We start from the raw sequence: 16,987 nt of genomic DNA on the forward strand, positions 1-16,987 counted from the left end.
GACTGAATAGTCTAGCTTAACTATTAATTATTATCAATCATTATTGCCGCGTGTACGGTTACGCAGGAAGGTTGGGATATCGAGCTGATCAGAACTGGTCTGATTACCGAAAGGACGAAGGTTTGCATTCTTATCGGCAGCGGCAGGCTCATTCGGAGCATTCACTGGACGACGTACCTGAGCAGCGGCCGGAGACGGTTTATGGTCAAAGCCGGTTGCAATCACAGTAACCTTAATTTCATCCTTCATAGATTCTTCGATAATCGCACCAAAGATCATGTTCACATCAGGGTCGGAAGCAGAGGTAACAATCTCGGCCGCTTCGTTCACTTCGTATAGGGAAAGATTGGAGCCCCCTGTAATATTCATAATAACACCGCGCGCTCCTTCAATGGAGGTTTCCAACAGCGGGCTCATAATGGCTTTACGGGCAGCTTCAGAAGCACGGTTCTCACCAGCTGCGATACCGATTCCCATCAGTGCGGAACCCCGCTCAGTCATAATGGTCTTCACATCTGCAAAGTCAAGGTTGATTAGACCCGGAACTGCGATCAGATCGGAGATACCTTGTACGGCTTGACGCAGTACATTGTCCGCTTCACGGAATGCTTCCAGCATTGGAGTCTTTTTATCAACAATCTCCAGCAAACGGTCGTTGGGGATTACAATTAATGTATCTACTTTCTCTTTCAATGCCTCGATACCCAGCTCAGCCTGGTTGGAACGCTTTCGACCTTCAAAAGTAAACGGACGGGTTACTACCCCTACCGTCAGCGCCCCGCATTCTCTCGCAATCTCAGCGATGACCGGTGCTGCACCTGTTCCTGTACCGCCACCCATACCGGCTGTTACAAAAACCATATCTGCACCTTTAAGGGTATTCGATATTAAATCACGGGATTCTTCTGCTGCCTTCTTACCAACCTCTGGATTAGCTCCTGCACCCAATCCACGGGTTAATTTATCCCCTATTTGAAGCTTATGCTCCGATTTGGCCATATGCAGCGCTTGGGCATCTGTATTTACTGTAATGAACTCTACGCCCTGAACGCCGTTCTCAATCATCCGGTTGACGGCATTACTTCCTCCGCCGCCGACGCCGATGACTTTAATTTGCGCCAAGCTCTCCATTTCAAAATCGAATTCTAACATATTATTCCATCTCCCCCTCAATGTGCTTGGATGGCCAGTCCAAGTCTATCTGGAATTTCACTTATATGAAATCACTGAAAATATCCTTTATACGATCTACAAATCCCGGCTTCCGGACAGTTCCCTGACTTGGTGCAGAGTTTTGTTTGCTCCGACTAACTGGCTTCTTATTGTTATTGCCACTGGCAACGTTACCTCGCCCACGGAAACTGCGGACCACATTATGCAGAATGCCGACCCCACCGGTAAAACCGGGGTCCCGGACACCAATATAATCGGGAACAGCAATACGAACGGATGTAGACAGTTCCGATTGAGCAGCCTTTAATACTCCTGGCATGGAGACAGTACCACCCGTTAATATATAACCTCCGGGGAGGTCAGTGTAACCAAGCCGTTTCACTTCTTGAGAAATCAGATGAAAAATCTCTTGAACACGGGGTTCAATAATTGCCGCCAAATCCTCTTGATTGAACTCTTTCTCGACGTTGCTGCCGATCCGGACTACCTTGAAGGTAACGTCCGAAGCCGCATCATCAATCCAGGAACAGCCATACTTCAATTTAACCTTCTCTGCCTGATCGGTTAATGTCCGTAGTCCGTAAGCAATATCATTGGTAACAAATTCCCCGCCGATCGGAATCGTAGAGGTTGCAGTAAGGGAACCTTCTTGATATACAGCTATCGTTGTTGAACCCGCACCTATATCCACCAGGACAGCGCCCATTGATTTTTCATCTTTGGAAAGCGCCAACCCGCCTGCTCCAAGAGACATCAGTACAAGATCCTTAACCTTTAATCCTGATTTCTCAACACAGCGTAACAGGTTATGTATTGGCGTCTTTGCACCGGTAATGATCGTAGCTTCAACTTCCAGGCGAACACCGATCATGCCCCGCGGGTCTTGAATGCCTTCAAGACCATCGACGATATATTGCTTAGCCACAACATCGATAACTTCGCGTTCTGGAGGCAATGCGATGACTTCCGCAGCCTTAATGACGCGTTCAATATCCTCTTGGCCAATTTCACGATCCTCATTCTGAACGGCCACAACACCGTGGCTGGATTGAAGACCGATGTGATTGCCGGAAATGCCCACATAGACCTCGGATATTTGAATACCGACCATCTGCTCTGCATGTTCTACAGCACTCTTGATAGACTGTACAGTTTGATCGATATCTACAATCGCGCCTTTACGTATTCCTTCGGAATTTGCAGATCCAACGCCAATAATATTAAAGGTTCCATTGGTAACTTCCCCAATAATTGCACGAACTTTGGATGTACCGATGTCCAAACTAACAATGATGTCATTGTTGCTCAAGCCCTATGGCACCTCCTGTTTTTATCATAATAATTAGATGATTTCTTTCCCTGAAACGGGAAACGTCTTTGTACATATTCAACATACGGAATGCTTTCCCTCTTTTTTCAACAAATTTTTTAACTGGAAGATTGTTGCTTAATCTTCTAGTGTTAACTGTTTCTCGTTAGTATTTATTAATGAACTAATCGCAGTAAAAAAAGGGGTGTGAATTTCTTGCCCATAAAATCGATTGTAGCATTTATTCGCCCGTATTAGTAGGGACTTTTTGCTCTTGTAAGTCCTCAATATCTTCATTTTCGGTATAGAATGGAACATATGAATCCGCTTCTAGCATCTTAATCAGCCCAGGCTGCTCTGTCTCGATCACCTGATTTAAATATTCAATTTTATCCTTAAGCAATGAAATAGCTGTAATGACCTCAAAATGAGAGCGGGTATACATCTTGATTCGATCAGGAAACGAGAGTGTGGGTGAAGGTACAATCTCTGATATATCACTCGTTAACTCATTCGGAATGTTCCCCAGTGCCTGGCACAGCTTCGTCTTATATGGGTCCGAGGCGTTCCAGTTGGTCAATATAGGCTTCTCTACCGTAACACCGGTCTCATTAATAGGGACTGCTGCTCCACTGGATAAAATGGCCTTCAAGCTTCCCTGACGATCTAATTCGTAAGCGACGGCGGGGAACTCTTCAATATGAACCTTAATCAGTCCTGGAAAATCCCGCTCCATCGTAACTGTCTGAATAGTCTTTAATTCCATCATAGACTCTATTACCGATTTCTTGGAGACCGCAAAGAACTGCCCTCCAACTTTAAGTCCGCTTTGGGCCAGCAATTCCTTTGGCGTAGAGTATTTACTGCCTTCAAAAGTAATCTCCGTAATGCGGCTGACGGACGAGCGGAAAAAGATCACCGCTAACAGCGCAATGAAGAGTAGCAGCAATATAACCGTTAGCTTACGGCTCTTTTTTTTCTTGGGCTTGTCCTCTTTTAGAAGAGGCAGACGCGTATTTGACATTCTCATTTCTCCGTAAGAAGGCCCTGTCTCCTCCTAGGTTTCAGTAAGAAGACAGGATCATTAATTAGCCAATAAGAAACGGCTCTACAATACTTATTCGGACAGAATCGGAATAAACTTTAACTTTATATTATTTCAAAGGGACCCGGTGCAGGTACTTTACGAGTAATACGGGCGCCCAACTTCTGAAACAGCTTCTCGATGCCATCATAGCCCCGATCGATATGATGCGCTTGCTCCACTACCGTTGTACCTTGGGCGGCGAGTCCAGCGATGACAAGTGCTGCTCCGGCACGCAAATCCGTAGCCTCTACGGTGGCACCATACAGTCTTTGCACGCCGCGAATAAACGCACGATTCAAATCTATGGAAATATCAGCACCCATACGGGCCATCTCCTCCACATGCTTGAATCGTCCTTCGAATACCGTCTCCTTAATCACACTAAAACCATCGGCAAGCGATAGCAAAACCATAATCTGAGACTGTAAATCGGTAGGAAACGAAGGGTATGGAGAGGTTATAACTCTCTCTACGGCCTTTGGCCGCCCCAGACAGCTGATATTAATTATATCATTGCAAACTGTGATTTGAACACCGGCACGCCTCAGCACATGAATCAGCGAAGATAAATGTCCGGCATTCGTTCTTGTTAATGTAACGGAACCTCGGGTAGCTGCTGCCGCAATCATTACAGTTCCGGCCACAATTCGGTCAGGAATAACCTCATAGATACAAGGGTATAGCTTTTCCACCCCTTGAATGGTGATGGTGTCCGTCCCCGCCCCCATGATATGGGCCCCCATTTTGTTCAAGAAATTCTGCAAATCCTGAATCTCGGGTTCTCTTGCAGCACCAGTTATGGTTGTAGTGCCCTTTGCTTTGGCAGCTGCCATCATAATATTCTCTGTCGCACCCACACTAGGATAGTCGAGGTGAACATCATTGCCTGTCAGTTGTTCGGCCCGACAGAATACCCGACCGTTGCTTTCTACAACCTCTGCACCCAACGCCTGCAAGCCTTGTAGATGAAGATCAATTTTGCGTTCCCCGATCGCACAGCCGCCGGGCTGGTAAATCGTTACCTCGCCAAATCTGGATAGTAGAGGTCCCATCAAAAAGATAGAAGATCTCATCTGTCGCATTAAATCCTCAGGAACATGAGATGTACTCACGAGCGACGTATCAATCGTCACTGTCTCCTCCTCATGCACCCCCCTGCAGCCCAGTCGTTCCAAGATTTCCAGCATGGTCTGGATATCCAGCAGCTTCGGCACGTTGTGCAGTGAGTGAACTCCTTCGGCCAGCAGGCTTGCCGCTAAAATCGGCAACGCCGCATTTTTTGCTCCATGGATGCGAATGGTGCCTGACAAGGGATTTCCACCCTCAATCACCAATTTGTCCAATGTATCACCCCCGAGTTTACCGCTCACCCACCACATACACTTACGGTATCAGGAGCAGGGCTGGGTCCATAAGATAATGTCGCCTGTTCAGCCCATTCAATACCAGAAGTGCTCTGGGTGATTGTCACGATTATAGGATTATCCTATGTCAAAACCCTCGGGTGTGTGACAGCCATAGCCTATTAAGAACTGTTTCATATCATTGCCTTTACATGGGAAGCTACTTCTTATTACTGATAAGCCTTCGAAGTTCATTCGTAATCACGCCGGCAGAATCCCTCTTTCCGAGGCGAAGGGAGTGTTGAGACATCTTTTGACGAAGGTCTTCATCTCCGATAATGCTTTGAATAACGCCGTGTAAAGCCTTCCCCGATAGATCCTTTTCCAATATAACAACTGCGGCACCCTCGCCTTCCAGCTGTCTCGCATTCGCTTCCTGATGGTTATTTGTTACGTTAGGAGAAGGAATTAATATGGAAGGTATCCCCAGTGCTGTAATCTCAGCGAGAAAGGACGCCCCCGCTCGATTTACGATCAAAGAAGTGCAGGCCAGAACTTCCGGCATATTATGGATATAAGGAAGGATATGCAGCCCATTGGGTAATCCGCCCAATTTTTGACGTAATACCTTGCGGGTTTCTTCAAAATACGGTTCGCCTGTAACATATACATAATGAACTCCTTTACCCTTACCCACAAAAGGAGCCATTTCAATCATGGCATTATTAATCGCTTTTGCACCACGGCTTCCGCCTACTACCAAAACAACGGTGCTGCCTTCAGAAATCCCTAGGGAAGCGTAACCCCGTTGAGGGTTAGCTGTGGTAACTGTCGTAGCCCGCGGATTCCCCGTATAAATCACTCGTTTACTTCCCGGAAAGGAGGACTCCGTCCCTGCAAAGCTTACAGCAACAGTATCGGCATATCGGCTTAGAAACTTATTAGTCAATCCCGGTATGGCATTCTGTTCATGTATCAAGGTAGGAATTCCCAGCTTGGAAGCCGCATATACAACCGGACCGCATACATAACCCCCGGTTCCAATAACGACATCGGGTTTAAACTCCCTCAGCATTTCCTTGGAGGATTTGACGCCTTTTAGAAAACGAACAACCGTCTTAACATTGTCCAAGGACAATTTACGTTTGAACCCTGTAATATCAATAGCCTTAAAAGGAATATTTTCTTGAGGGACCAGCTTACTCTCCAGACCTCTGGTTCCGCCGATGTACAAAATTTCTGTGTGCTTCTCCTCGGCTTCAAGTTGTCTTGCTACTGCGACCGCAGGATAAATATGTCCCCCCGTGCCACCGCCGCTTAATACGATACGCATATTTTCACCTCACATAACGGGATAAGTTCAATAGAATTCCAAGTGCAGTTAGCATTAGTGTCAGTGATGAGCCGCCATAGCTAATCAGAGGGAGTGTAATGCCCGTTACGGGCATCATTCCGATAACTACACCGATATTGATAACAACCTGAACGGCGACCATACATACGATGCCTACGGCTAAATAGCTCCCAAAACGGTCTGGCAGACTCATAGCTACTTTCATACCACGCCAGACAATGATTAGAAACAGAGCCAGCACCGCAAGACCCCCGATAAAGCCCAACTCTTCTGCCAGTATAGAAAAAATAAAGTCAGTCTGCGGCTCGGGAACATAGCTATACTTCTGACGGCTCATTCCGAGTCCAAGTCCGCCCAGACCGCCCGGACCGATGGCATACAACGACTGAATGATCTGATAACCTGCACCGAGCGGGTCAGACCAAGGATCAAGAAAGGCGGTTATACGCTGGAGCCGGTAAGGGGCGGTGGCGATTAATACAATAAAACCGGCAACTCCAGCAATACCCAAGGAAAGTAAATGCTTTATTTTGGCTCCGGCGGTATAGACCATCATTAAGGCTGCACCCATCATAACCGTCCCTGTACCCAGATCAGGCTGAAGCATAATCAGACCAAATGCTGAACCAATCAGTGCGAGCGGTGGGAGAAGTCCGCGTGTGAAGGAAGAGATATCATAATCCTCGCGGCCCAACCAATTGGCCAGGTATAGAATCATCCCCATCTTCATGAACTCGGATGGCTGAATTCCGAAGGAACTGATCCCAAGCCAACTGCGAGCACCCCCACGAACCACCCCTATACCCGGAATAAGAACCAAGATCAACAGGATAAAGCACAGTATTAGCCCTGATTTGGCGAAGCTCTTCCACACACGGTAATCCGTATTGGTTGTAATAAACATAGCAGCTAATCCTAGTCCAGCGAACAGAAGCTGTCTCTTAACAAAATAAAATGAATCTCCATAATTGCGAAAGCCCAGAACGGATCCGGCGCTGTAAACCATCACCATACCTATAGCCAGCAAAGATAGAATAGGAATCAGCAGCCAAAGATCCGGCGCAGGACGAGATTTATTCATCAGAAGCACACCTCTTGCATCCGTAGTAGGGGCTTATCCGCCCCCCTACTTAAAGGTTATGCACCGCCTCTTTAAAAATACGCCCGCGCTCCTCATAGGATGTAAACATGTCCCAACTTGCACAGGCAGGAGACAGGAGAACTACATCTCCTTCATCCGCTAAAGCGGAAGCCTCCTGAACGGCAGCTTGCAGCACGGCGGCGGCACTATCTCCATTATCGACGGTTACAATGTGCTTTAATCCTGCCATTTCGGCTACAAGTGCCAGCTTGTCCTTTGTTTCTCCCAGAGCCACCAGAGCTTTGACTCTGCCGCTTAGGACAGGCAGCAGCTCCATGTAGTCAGAACCGCGGTCCAAGCCCCCTGCAATCAATACAACGGGCTGTCGGAATGAGGTTAAAGCCATAGTAGTTGCTTTAGAATTCGTCGCCTTAGAATTGTTGTAATAAGTGGCACCGTCTTTAATCATTACATACTCCAGCCGGTGTTCGACGCCGCGAAAGGAGGATAATACATCAGCAAGCTTATTAGGATCAGCCCCTGCTGCAATAGCGATAGCGCTGGCAGCAAGTGCATTTTCAATATTGAACCGTCCTGGGAGCCCGATAGAATCTACATCCGCAATTGCGATCTTCTGTCCATCAACATCCCGGTAGATAATCGTACGCTTCAGGTCATCCTCAAGATCCGGTATAAAAACTGGACTGACATAGACACCTTCGACCAGCTCTTCAGTCATTGAGAAGGGAAGAAGGCCCCCTTTTAAATAAGGAACAAGCTCACGGCAAAAAGGATCATCCCAATTCAGCACGGCTGTATCGCTCTCTAGTTGATTCGCGAACAGCTTTACCTTTGATTCGATATAATCCTCCATATTGCCATGATAGTCCAAATGCGTCTCGGCAATATTCAACAAGCAGCCGACCTTAGGCCGGAAAGTCTTCGTCCCCTTCAGTTGGAAGCTGCTTAGCTCGACTACCATCCAGTTGGCTTCGGTAGCCTCCTGTGCGGCCTGACAAAGCGGTGTACCGATATTCCCGGCTACGATGGGATTCATTCCGGCAGCTTCAAGCATTTGACCTACCCAGGTTGTCGTAGTCGTCTTCCCGTTCGAACCGGTAATGCCGATCATCGGGGCTGCGCAGAGACGGTAAGCTACCTCTACCTCCGTGACTATTTCAATACCTAGCTGGATGGCATGTTGAACAGGGGGTGCGGAATAAGGGATACCGGGGTTTTTAACAATAAGAGCTACTCCCCCATGAATCAAGCCCTCCGGATGCCCGCCGCATATAACAGAAATTCCCAAAGCCTCCAATTCGGATGCTTCGGGACTTTGGTCTCTTTCCTTTTTATCATTGACTGTTACTATTGCACCACGCTCATGCAGCACCTTCGCAACCTGTACACCGCTCTTGGCAAGTCCAAGAACGACGACCTCCTGGCCGCGATACATATCTGGATGTTTCATTTCACTACAACCCCTTGCTAATATATAGTCCTAAACCGGCCAGCACTAGGCTAACGGCCCAGAAAGAAATAACGACCCGCCATTCGGACCAACCGCTAAGCTCGAAGTGGTGGTGAATCGGGCTCATTTTAAATATCCGCTTGCCACGGGTCTTAAAGGATACCACCTGCAAAACAACGGACAGCATTTCAACCACAAAGACACCGCCTATGACCAGAAAAAGAAGCTCGCTCTTTGTCACAATAGCAATAGCACCTATGGCGCCGCCAATACCGAACGAGCCGGTATCACCCATAAACACCTTGGCAGGATAAGCGTTAAATACGAGAAAACCTAGAACGGCTCCGATCATAGCAGCCGCGCATACTCCCGCTGCTATCGAAGTCGCCTGCATTGCTACTACCGCAAAGGCAGCCAAGGCAATAGCACTCACGCCTGACAATAACCCGTCTAGCCCATCAGTAAAATTGACTGCATTCGTAATGGCCATCAACATAATTACGATGAATGGATAGTAGAACCATCCTGACCAATCAAAGCTGAATGACGTACCCGGAATATTGATCGCTGTATTATGCCCTGCAGAAATCAGGAGTGCGCATAGTATAGCTCCTACTAATAACTGACCAAATAACTTCTGGCGAGGCGTAAGGCCCAGCGAGCGTTTGAACACTATTTTGATATAATCATCCAAAAATCCAATTAAACCGTAACCCAGTGTAGCTACCAGCAGAACATAAAAGTCCGTATTTACGACAGAAAATTTCAAAAACGACAATGTGAAAGCCACGATAATCACGATGCCGCCCATCGTTGGCGTACCGGCCTTCTTCAAATGGGTTTGGGGTCCATCATCGCGTACCTGCTGTCCGAACTTCATTCTGCGGAGCAAAGGAATGAATAGCGGAGCGGCAATGACCGCAAGGATAAAGGACACAGCGATAGTTAACAGCAAAAGTTGATAATCCATGGGTTCACCCCCTCCAATACATTTGTTGTATTAATCATGAGCAATCAGGCTCTGGAGGACTTCCTCCATACGCATGCCTCTGGATGCCTTGAACAGCAAGATATCCTTTGGATTGCTTTTGGTTATAAGAAGATTAGTAAGTTCTGTTTTATCGGTAAAAGAAAAGACTCGCTCACTGCCAAAATTCTTCTCAGCAGCCTGCGCTAAGTGCTCGGACAAACGTCCATAAGTAAAGATAAGATCTGTTTTGTCAGGATCGAGATAGGAACCGATCTCCTCGTGAAACTTCGTTTCATCAGGACCTAATTCGAGCATGTCCCCGAGCACTGCAATTTTCATGCCGCTGCCTTTCATAGTCTGCAGCACATCTATAGCCGCTTTCATTGATGTAGGACTGGCGTTATAAGCATCGTTCAATAAGGTGAACCCAGATGGAGTTGTTATCACTTCAATCCGCATTCCTGTTAGCTTAAGGTTACGAAGACCTGCTTCAATATTCTCTTCGTTAACTCCAAAATGACGAGCAACAGCCAATGCGGCAAGGCTGTTAATAACGTTATGTCTACCCGGCAGAGGCAAGGTGAACGCATGGTCACCATGACAATGTGAAGTAAATGTCATGCCGCCGACATGGGTCATAATCCCCGTTGGATAATCATCATTATCCGCGTTAAGGCCGAAACGGAAGGTCTTCATCTCCTTGGGGGCTGACAGGCTTCCTTCAGCCAAAACCTCAGCAAGCAGCGGCTCATCGCCATTATAGACCAACAGTCCGCCTGCCTTAAGTCCCCCGGTGATTTCCAGCTTCGCACGGGCGATCTCCTTACGGGAACCCAACTGCAGTAAATGCGACTCTCCAACGTTGGTAATGACAGCAATATCCGGATTCCCCAACGCTGTTAGTAGAGCAATTTCGCCACGGGAGCTCATCCCCATCTCAAGAACGGCGATTTCAGTATCCTCATTCATCGACAAGAGGGTCAGAGGCAATCCGATATGATTATTGAAATTCCCTTGTGTCTTGTGAACCTTGAACTGAGTCTCCAGCAGTGAGGTAACGATATCCTTCGTCGTGGTCTTGCCGTTACTTCCTGTAATGGCGACCACTTGAGGCCCAATTTGATTCAAATAAGCTGAAGATAGTAATTGCAACGCTCGAAGAGTATCTTCTACCGCGATCACTGCCCCCTCAGGAGCAGGTCCCTTATCACGCTGCCATAACAGACCTGCCGCTCCTGCCGCAAGTGCAGCAGCTCCGAATTGATGACCCTCGAAGTTTTCCCCTGAAAGGGGAATAAAGAGGCAGTCCGGTGTGATTTTGCGGGAGTCGGTAACAACCCCCTTTATCTTTATATCTGTGGCTTCAGGAGTAAGCAGTTCTCCCTCGCACATTATTGCGATAGTATTCAGCGTTCTTATAATCAATAGTTTCGACCCCTTATAACTTCTTTGGCGACGACACGGTCATCGAAATCATGAACGACCCCGCCAATTAATTGGTAGGTCTCATGACCTTTCCCCGCAATCAATACTACATCGCCGGGGCTTGCCATTTCAATAGCTTTTCTAATCGCTTCACGGCGGTCGGCAATCAATTCATATCTGTCCGAAGATACACCGTCCTCTTTTAGACCTGCTTCAATATCTTTTAAAATCAAGTCTGGGTCCTCTGTTCGCGGATTATCGGAAGTCACAAACACATGATTGCTGTATTTAGCAGCTATTTTGCCCATAAGAGGCCGTTTAGTACGATCTCTATCACCACCGCAGCCAAATACGGTCAATACTTTTCCCGAAGCAAACTCTTGTACCGTACGCAATACATTCTCCAAACCATCCGGAGTATGGGCATAATCCACAATTACCGCGAAATCTTGGCCGGCATCCACAGACTCTACTCGCCCGTTCACTCCTTCTACAGCCTCAAGGCTGGTTTTGATGTCTGTCAAAGGAATATCCTCAAGAAGTGCTGCCGTGATAGCTGCTAAAGCATTATAGACATTAAATTTCCCAACCATGCGTAAAGAAATGTCAGTCTCACCTTTAAACGTATCTACATGGAAAAAGGTTCCTTTTGCTGTAATCGATATTTGGGAAGCTCGTACGTTAGCCTCACTATCAATGCCGTATGTAATTACCTCTGCAGCAGTCTGAGCGGCAAAAAAGGAACTCGCAGCATCGTCTGCGTTCAGTACAGCATATTTACGTTCTTCCTTCCACGGAGAGATAACATTTCCAAGCCTAGAAAAGAATAACCCTTTAACAGAGCGATACTCCTCCATTGTATGATGATAATCCAAATGATCCTGAGTCAAATTAGTGAATACAGCTGTACGAAAATCGGTACCCTTTACCCGACCTTGCTCCAGTGCATGAGATGAAACTTCCATAATGCAGCACTGAACACCTTTGGATGCCATATCCTGAAGGGAACGTTGCAATTCCAAGGATTCAGGAGTCGTACCGGACATTGGATAGCTCTGACCGTCATATCGCATTTGAATCGTTCCGATCAATCCTGTTTTCATGTTCTGATCCTGCATGATCCGCTCAATCAGATACGTGGTTGTTGTCTTGCCGTTTGTACCTGTAACACCAATCATTCTCATTCTGCTGCTTGGTGATCCAAAAAATGCATTCGACATTACGGACATCGCAAACCGGCTGTCATCTACAATAATTTGCGGCAAGGCAATATCGAGCTTTCGCTCACAGACAATGGCAACGGCACCCTTTGCCGCGGCCTGTGGTGCATATTCGTGTCCGTCAACGGTGTGACCAGGCAGACAAATGAAGAGATCCCCAGACTTTATAAGCCGTGAATCCGTCTGGATATCCGAAATCTCAATATCGCCATCTCCATAAAGACGTGAAGCTGCAAGACAAGAAGACAATTCGTTTACTTTCATTTCAATCCCTCACTCTACATTTTCGGTTAGGTAATCCTATATTTAAATTATTCACTGGGTGAGCCCATATAGATTCGTATAGTAGATCCTTGTTCAACTCTCGTTCCTGCCTTAGGAGCCTGATTGATGACCACGCTGCCGGAGCCGGAACGCGCCAGTGAAAAGTTCATATTCAAATCTTCGTATATATCCTGCACCGATGCTCCGGTAAGATCAGGAACGGTAACGATCGGCACTTCGCCCAGTTTGTACGTCTTGGGAAGCTGATCACTGCGCTCCGGCACCTTCATATAATGCAGGGAGTCTTCCAGGATATTCTGAACAATTGGTGCTGCCACGACTCCGCCAAATTGAATTCCTTTTGGATTATCAACCGCAGTGTATACAACAATCTGCGGATCATCCGCAGGAGCGAAGCCGATAAAAGAAACGATATGTTCAGTAGTAGAGTAGTGACCGTTAATCACCTTCTGTGCGGTCCCTGTCTTGCCCCCTACGCGATAGCCATCTATAAAGGCCGGTCTGCCGGTGCCCTTGGCAACAACACTCTCGAGCGCTTCTCTGACCTTCTTAGAAGTCTCCGCTGAAATAACCTGCTTGACTAGCTCCGGGCTCACAACAGATACCGTTTTCCCGGTCTCCGGATTGATCCAGGCCTTAGCTACGTGGGGTTTATACAGGTTACCTCCATTGATTGCAGCGGAAACCGCTGCTATCTGCTGAATCGGTGTGACTGAAACGCCCTGGCCGAAGGCTGTGGTGGCAAGCTCTACCGGACCAACCTGAGCCGGTTTGAACAAGATCCCATTGGATTCACCATTCAGGTCTATGCCCGTCTTGGTTCCAAAACCAAAATTACGAATATATTTGAAGAGTGTTTCTTTACCCAGACGTTGTCCTAAGGCTACAAAGCCGGGATTACATGAATTCTCAACCACCTGCATGAAGGTTTCACTTCCATGCCCCCCCTTTTTCCAGCAGCGCAACCTCGCACCGCCGACCTCGATAAAACCGGGATCAAAGAAAAGGTCATTCTGCAGATCCACTTTCCCCTCCTGCAACGCAGCAGCCAAAGTGATAATTTTGAATGTTGAACCCGGTTCATAAGTCATCCAGATCGGTAAATTGCGATTATAAGTTTCTGTATTATATTCTTTATAATTTCCCGGCTCATACCCGGGTCGGCTGGCCATGGCTAGAATCTCGCCATTTTTGGGGTTCATAGCGATTGCCCAGCTTCCCTGGGCCTGATATTTGACCATGGCTTGATCAAGCTCACGTTCCATTATGGACTGAATCTGCTTATCAATGGTCAATTGCAGGCTTAACCCGTCCAGCGGTGCAGAATACTTCTCGGAGGAGCCAGGCATTAATCGACCTCCGGCATCAGACAAATAGGAAATATTCCCTTCTATTCCCTGAAGCAGTTTGTCATATACCCGTTCAACCCCTGTAATCCCTTGATTATCGATTCCTGTGAATCCAAGGATATGCGCTGCAAGATCACCGTAAGGGTAGTAACGCTTATTGTCCTCAGCGACAACGATGCCCGGCAGCTGCAAATCACGAATTTTGCCGGCAAGCTCCATCGTAATTTTGCGTCCGCCGGGCTGCAGCTTTACCGTCGATTCCCGTTTGGACAGCAAGGCTGTAAGCTTATCCTCTGTCATTCCTAGCAAAGGAGCTAATTGCTGTGCTGTTTTTTGCTTTTCCTTCACCTGTACCGGAATGGCTATGACCGTAGGCGAGCTGATGTTGTAGGAGAGAGCGATCCCCTCCCGATCTAAGATCTCACCCCGTTTAGCGGTGAACGGTATATTACGACGCCAGGAATCCTCTGCCTTGGCAGAGAGCTCGTTACCTTCAGACAGTTGAACATATGCAAGACGTACAACCAGTGCTGCGAACAATACTGCAAGGCTAAGCAGAGTATAAAGCATCCGCCGCCTAGTCACGACCTTCGAAACCTTCATTCCGTCATCCCCCCCGCTTTCACCACAATAGACATGATCTCTTACCTCATGACTATTCGGGACAAACAGGGGTTAGAACAAGCCTAGGTACCTCCCTCGGCCTCCGGATCATCGGTAACCGAATCGGCAACCGGTATATCCTCACCGTACTCATTCAGCGGTTTCATCTTCAACGATACTCGGGTTTTGCCATCCTTAGTCACTACATTCTGCTCGGATACATATCCCTCGCCCTCTACTCCAATACCAACCTTTAAGAGCGTTAATACTTCCAGAGCATCACGTAAGGATTCTCCGCGTAAATCCGGAACGGATTTCCCATCGGCCAGCTGGCTCAGGAGATAAATGCGCTGACCCGAGATCAGCATGGTTCCTGCTTTTGGATACTGGCTAACCACAGAAGCACCGTTACCGACAACCTCAAAGTCAAAACCTTGATCCAACAATAGCTCTCTGGCTTCCTTCGTCGTTTTGCCCGTCAGTTCAGGTGTGCTGCGTAACGCCGGTGCTGTCGTTTTTGTAACAGGTTTACTAGCTTTGTCTGGTTGTACGGCCAATTTGGGAACACCCATGTATTGCAAGGATTGAGATACGATTTCTTTAAAAACCGGAGCTGCAGCCGTACCCCCACCCACTTCTTCCTGCGGCTCATCGATAATAACAATAACAGCTATCTTTGGATTATCCACAGGAGCGTATCCGATAAAAGAGACCAGCACCTTGGAGTTCACATAACCTTTGCCTTCGACCTTGATTGCTGTTCCTGTTTTACCCGCTACACGATACCCCTCAATATAAGCGTGACGTCCGGTTCCTATAACCTGGTCCGCTACAACCTGCTCCAGATATTCACCCGTTTTCTTGGCGGTCTCTTCAGAGATAACCTGTCTAACAACCTCTGGTTTCGTTACCGTCTTATCACCTGTATTCGGATTCGTGACTTCTTTGAGAACATGCGGGGTCATGAGCTTGCCGCCATTAGCGATTGTTGCAACAGCGACCAGTTGTTGAAGTGGAGTTACCGTCACCTTGCCGTGCCCATAGGCCAGCGTTGCGTACTCCGACTCGTATTTCGGGGTAATAAACCCTTTGCTTTCGCCGGGCATATCAATACCCGTCTTCTGCCCAAACCCGAAATCAGTGATATATTGAACCAACTTTTCCTTGCCCAGCATCTCGTATCCCAGCTTAACAAAAGCCACGTTACTTGAGCGCTTAACCCCTTCTAGAAAGCTAATCTCACCCCATCCGGCACGTTTAATATCATGCAGCGGAGCTCTAACCCCTTTAATCTTGATGGAGCCCGATTTAAACGTGGCATCCGGATTGAATAGCTTTTCCTCTACCGCACCTGATAGAGTCACTATTTTAAAAGTAGAGCCTGGTTCATAGGTTGACTTGATAGCATGATTGTAGAATCCGGCTTGGTCCTCATCCCAGTATTTATTAGGATTAAAGGTGGGCATGTTGGCCATTCCGAGAATTTCCATCGTATTCGGATCTGCTGCAATAACCGTCATACTGGTGGGTTTATACTGTGCAACAGCCTTTTTCATAGCCTCTTCAATATAGTATTGAATCGTACTATCAATTGTCAGCTTCAGATTATCTCCGTTAACAACAGGTTTATAGGTTTCTTCAGCATTAGGCAACTTGTACCCTTTACCGTCAGACTGATAATTGAGAAGACCATTAGTTCCTTTTAGCCGTTCATCATAAAAAGCCTCGAGACCCGCCATTGCATTGCCATCCCTGTCGGTCCACCCCAGAATATGCGCAGCAAGAGTATCTTTGGGATAATAACGCTTCTGCTCTCTAACAAGTCCGATTCCCGTTTCCTGGATATCATGTTTATCTTCAAGCTCATCTCTAAAAGCCAGAACCTTGTCAGCAAGATCCTGATCAATCTTCCAGCCTTCATTCCGAATCTCGCGATTCTTGAGGTATTTTCCTTTGTCGTCTTTCGCCTCTACTAATTTCTGCAGCTCACCTACCGGCTTGCCTAAGAGTTCATGAAGTTTAGCCACGACCTCGTCCACAAGTCCATTCTGATGAATCAATTCCGGTGAGACTACAACGGTATATGCTGGAACGTCACTGGCTAATATACTGCCGTTTCGATCTGAGATTACTCCGCGTACCGCTTTGATGGTGGAAGTATGCGCCCTTTGCGTAGCGGCCTCTTTCTGCCAATAGTCACCCTCTAGGATCTGGATGTAAAATACTCTCCCTAGCAAAACAAGAAAAAAAAGGGTAATACAACCCCCTATAAAAAGCGTGCGAAGTTTTATTCTCTTTACCATAGCAACCTCACAAC

At 47.3% G+C, this 16,987-nt stretch carries 12 protein-coding genes; all 12 read right to left on the bottom strand.

Annotated elements, in window-relative coordinates:
- Positions 1-33 precede the first annotated feature (33 nt).
- The 12 genes from ftsZ to PWYN_RS25700 all read right to left on the bottom strand — a co-directional run bounded on the left by ftsZ (position 34) and on the right by PWYN_RS25700 (position 16,973).
- Positions 34-1,152 carry a cell division protein FtsZ gene (ftsZ, locus tag PWYN_RS25645; RefSeq protein WP_036657855.1) on the bottom strand — a complete coding sequence of 373 codons (1,119 nt, stop codon included), beginning with the start codon at positions 1,150-1,152 and terminating at the stop codon, positions 34-36.
- Positions 1,153-1,213: 61 nt separating this feature from the next.
- A complete protein-coding gene (gene ftsA / locus PWYN_RS25650; RefSeq protein WP_036657857.1) occupies positions 1,214-2,482 on the bottom strand; it encodes a cell division protein FtsA in 1,269 nt (422 codons plus the stop codon).
- A 241-nt stretch (positions 2,483-2,723) separates the two neighbouring features.
- Positions 2,724-3,506, bottom strand: coding sequence for a cell division protein FtsQ/DivIB (locus tag PWYN_RS25655; RefSeq protein WP_036657860.1), 783 nt, complete (start codon positions 3,504-3,506; stop codon positions 2,724-2,726).
- A gap of 125 nt (positions 3,507-3,631) precedes the next feature.
- Positions 3,632-4,912, bottom strand: coding sequence for a UDP-N-acetylglucosamine 1-carboxyvinyltransferase (murA, locus tag PWYN_RS25660; protein WP_036657863.1), 1,281 nt, complete (start codon positions 4,910-4,912; stop codon positions 3,632-3,634).
- Between the two features lie 220 nt (positions 4,913-5,132).
- Positions 5,133-6,245 (bottom strand): undecaprenyldiphospho-muramoylpentapeptide beta-N-acetylglucosaminyltransferase, encoded by a 1,113-nt coding sequence (gene murG / locus PWYN_RS25665; protein WP_036657865.1) that lies wholly within the window; start codon positions 6,243-6,245, stop codon positions 5,133-5,135.
- Positions 6,246-6,249: 4 nt separating this feature from the next.
- Entirely contained in the window at positions 6,250-7,347 is a 1,098-nt protein-coding gene (spoVE, locus tag PWYN_RS25670; RefSeq protein WP_036657867.1) for a stage V sporulation protein E, read from the bottom strand.
- Positions 7,348-7,396: 49 nt separating this feature from the next.
- Positions 7,397-8,818: a UDP-N-acetylmuramoyl-L-alanine--D-glutamate ligase gene (gene murD, locus PWYN_RS25675; RefSeq protein WP_036657868.1), complete on the bottom strand. Its 1,422-nt coding sequence runs from the start codon at positions 8,816-8,818 to the stop codon at positions 7,397-7,399.
- A 4-nt stretch (positions 8,819-8,822) separates the two neighbouring features.
- Positions 8,823-9,788: a phospho-N-acetylmuramoyl-pentapeptide-transferase gene (gene mraY / locus PWYN_RS25680; protein ID WP_036657870.1), complete on the bottom strand. Its 966-nt coding sequence runs from the start codon at positions 9,786-9,788 to the stop codon at positions 8,823-8,825.
- A 30-nt stretch (positions 9,789-9,818) separates the two neighbouring features.
- Positions 9,819-11,213: a UDP-N-acetylmuramoyl-tripeptide--D-alanyl-D-alanine ligase gene (locus PWYN_RS25685; protein WP_036657871.1), complete on the bottom strand. Its 1,395-nt coding sequence runs from the start codon at positions 11,211-11,213 to the stop codon at positions 9,819-9,821.
- Positions 11,210-12,697, bottom strand: a complete 1,488-nt coding sequence (locus PWYN_RS25690; protein ID WP_036657873.1) for a UDP-N-acetylmuramoyl-L-alanyl-D-glutamate--2,6-diaminopimelate ligase — start codon at positions 12,695-12,697, stop codon at positions 11,210-11,212. The genes PWYN_RS25685 and PWYN_RS25690 overlap by 4 nt, the downstream gene beginning before the upstream one ends.
- Positions 12,698-12,744: 47 nt before the next feature.
- Positions 12,745-14,670, bottom strand: a complete 1,926-nt coding sequence (locus PWYN_RS25695; RefSeq protein WP_036657876.1) for a stage V sporulation protein D — start codon at positions 14,668-14,670, stop codon at positions 12,745-12,747.
- 83 nt (positions 14,671-14,753) lie between these two features.
- The gene (locus tag PWYN_RS25700) at positions 14,754-16,973 is read right to left on the bottom strand and encodes a penicillin-binding transpeptidase domain-containing protein (protein ID WP_052088414.1); all 2,220 of its coding nucleotides are present in this window, start codon (positions 16,971-16,973) and stop codon (positions 14,754-14,756) included.
- Between the last annotated feature and the right edge of the window lie 14 nt (positions 16,974-16,987).

Source organism: Paenibacillus wynnii (assembly GCF_000757885.1).
GTDB classification, from domain to species: Bacteria; Bacillota; Bacilli; order Paenibacillales; family Paenibacillaceae; genus Paenibacillus_AQ; species Paenibacillus_AQ wynnii.

Excerpts from the sequence above, each read along its gene's own strand:
- ftsZ (WP_036657855.1), bottom strand. The coding sequence starts at position 1,152 with ATGTTAGAATTCGATTTTGAAATGGAGAGCTTGGCGCAAATTAAAGTC.
- PWYN_RS25655 (WP_036657860.1), bottom strand. The coding sequence starts at position 3,506 with ATGTCAAATACGCGTCTGCCTCTTCTAAAAGAGGACAAGCCCAAGAAA.
- murG (WP_036657865.1), bottom strand. The coding sequence starts at position 6,245 with ATGCGTATCGTATTAAGCGGCGGTGGCACGGGGGGACATATTTATCCT.
- spoVE (WP_036657867.1), bottom strand. The coding sequence starts at position 7,347 with ATGAATAAATCTCGTCCTGCGCCGGATCTTTGGCTGCTGATTCCTATT.
- murD (WP_036657868.1), bottom strand. The coding sequence starts at position 8,818 with ATGAAACATCCAGATATGTATCGCGGCCAGGAGGTCGTCGTTCTTGGA.
- mraY (WP_036657870.1), bottom strand. The coding sequence starts at position 9,788 with ATGGATTATCAACTTTTGCTGTTAACTATCGCTGTGTCCTTTATCCTT.
- PWYN_RS25690 (WP_036657873.1), bottom strand. The coding sequence starts at position 12,697 with ATGAAAGTAAACGAATTGTCTTCTTGTCTTGCAGCTTCACGTCTTTAT.
- PWYN_RS25695 (WP_036657876.1), bottom strand. The coding sequence starts at position 14,670 with ATGAAGGTTTCGAAGGTCGTGACTAGGCGGCGGATGCTTTATACTCTG.
- PWYN_RS25700 (WP_052088414.1), bottom strand. The coding sequence starts at position 16,973 with ATGGTAAAGAGAATAAAACTTCGCACGCTTTTTATAGGGGGTTGTATT.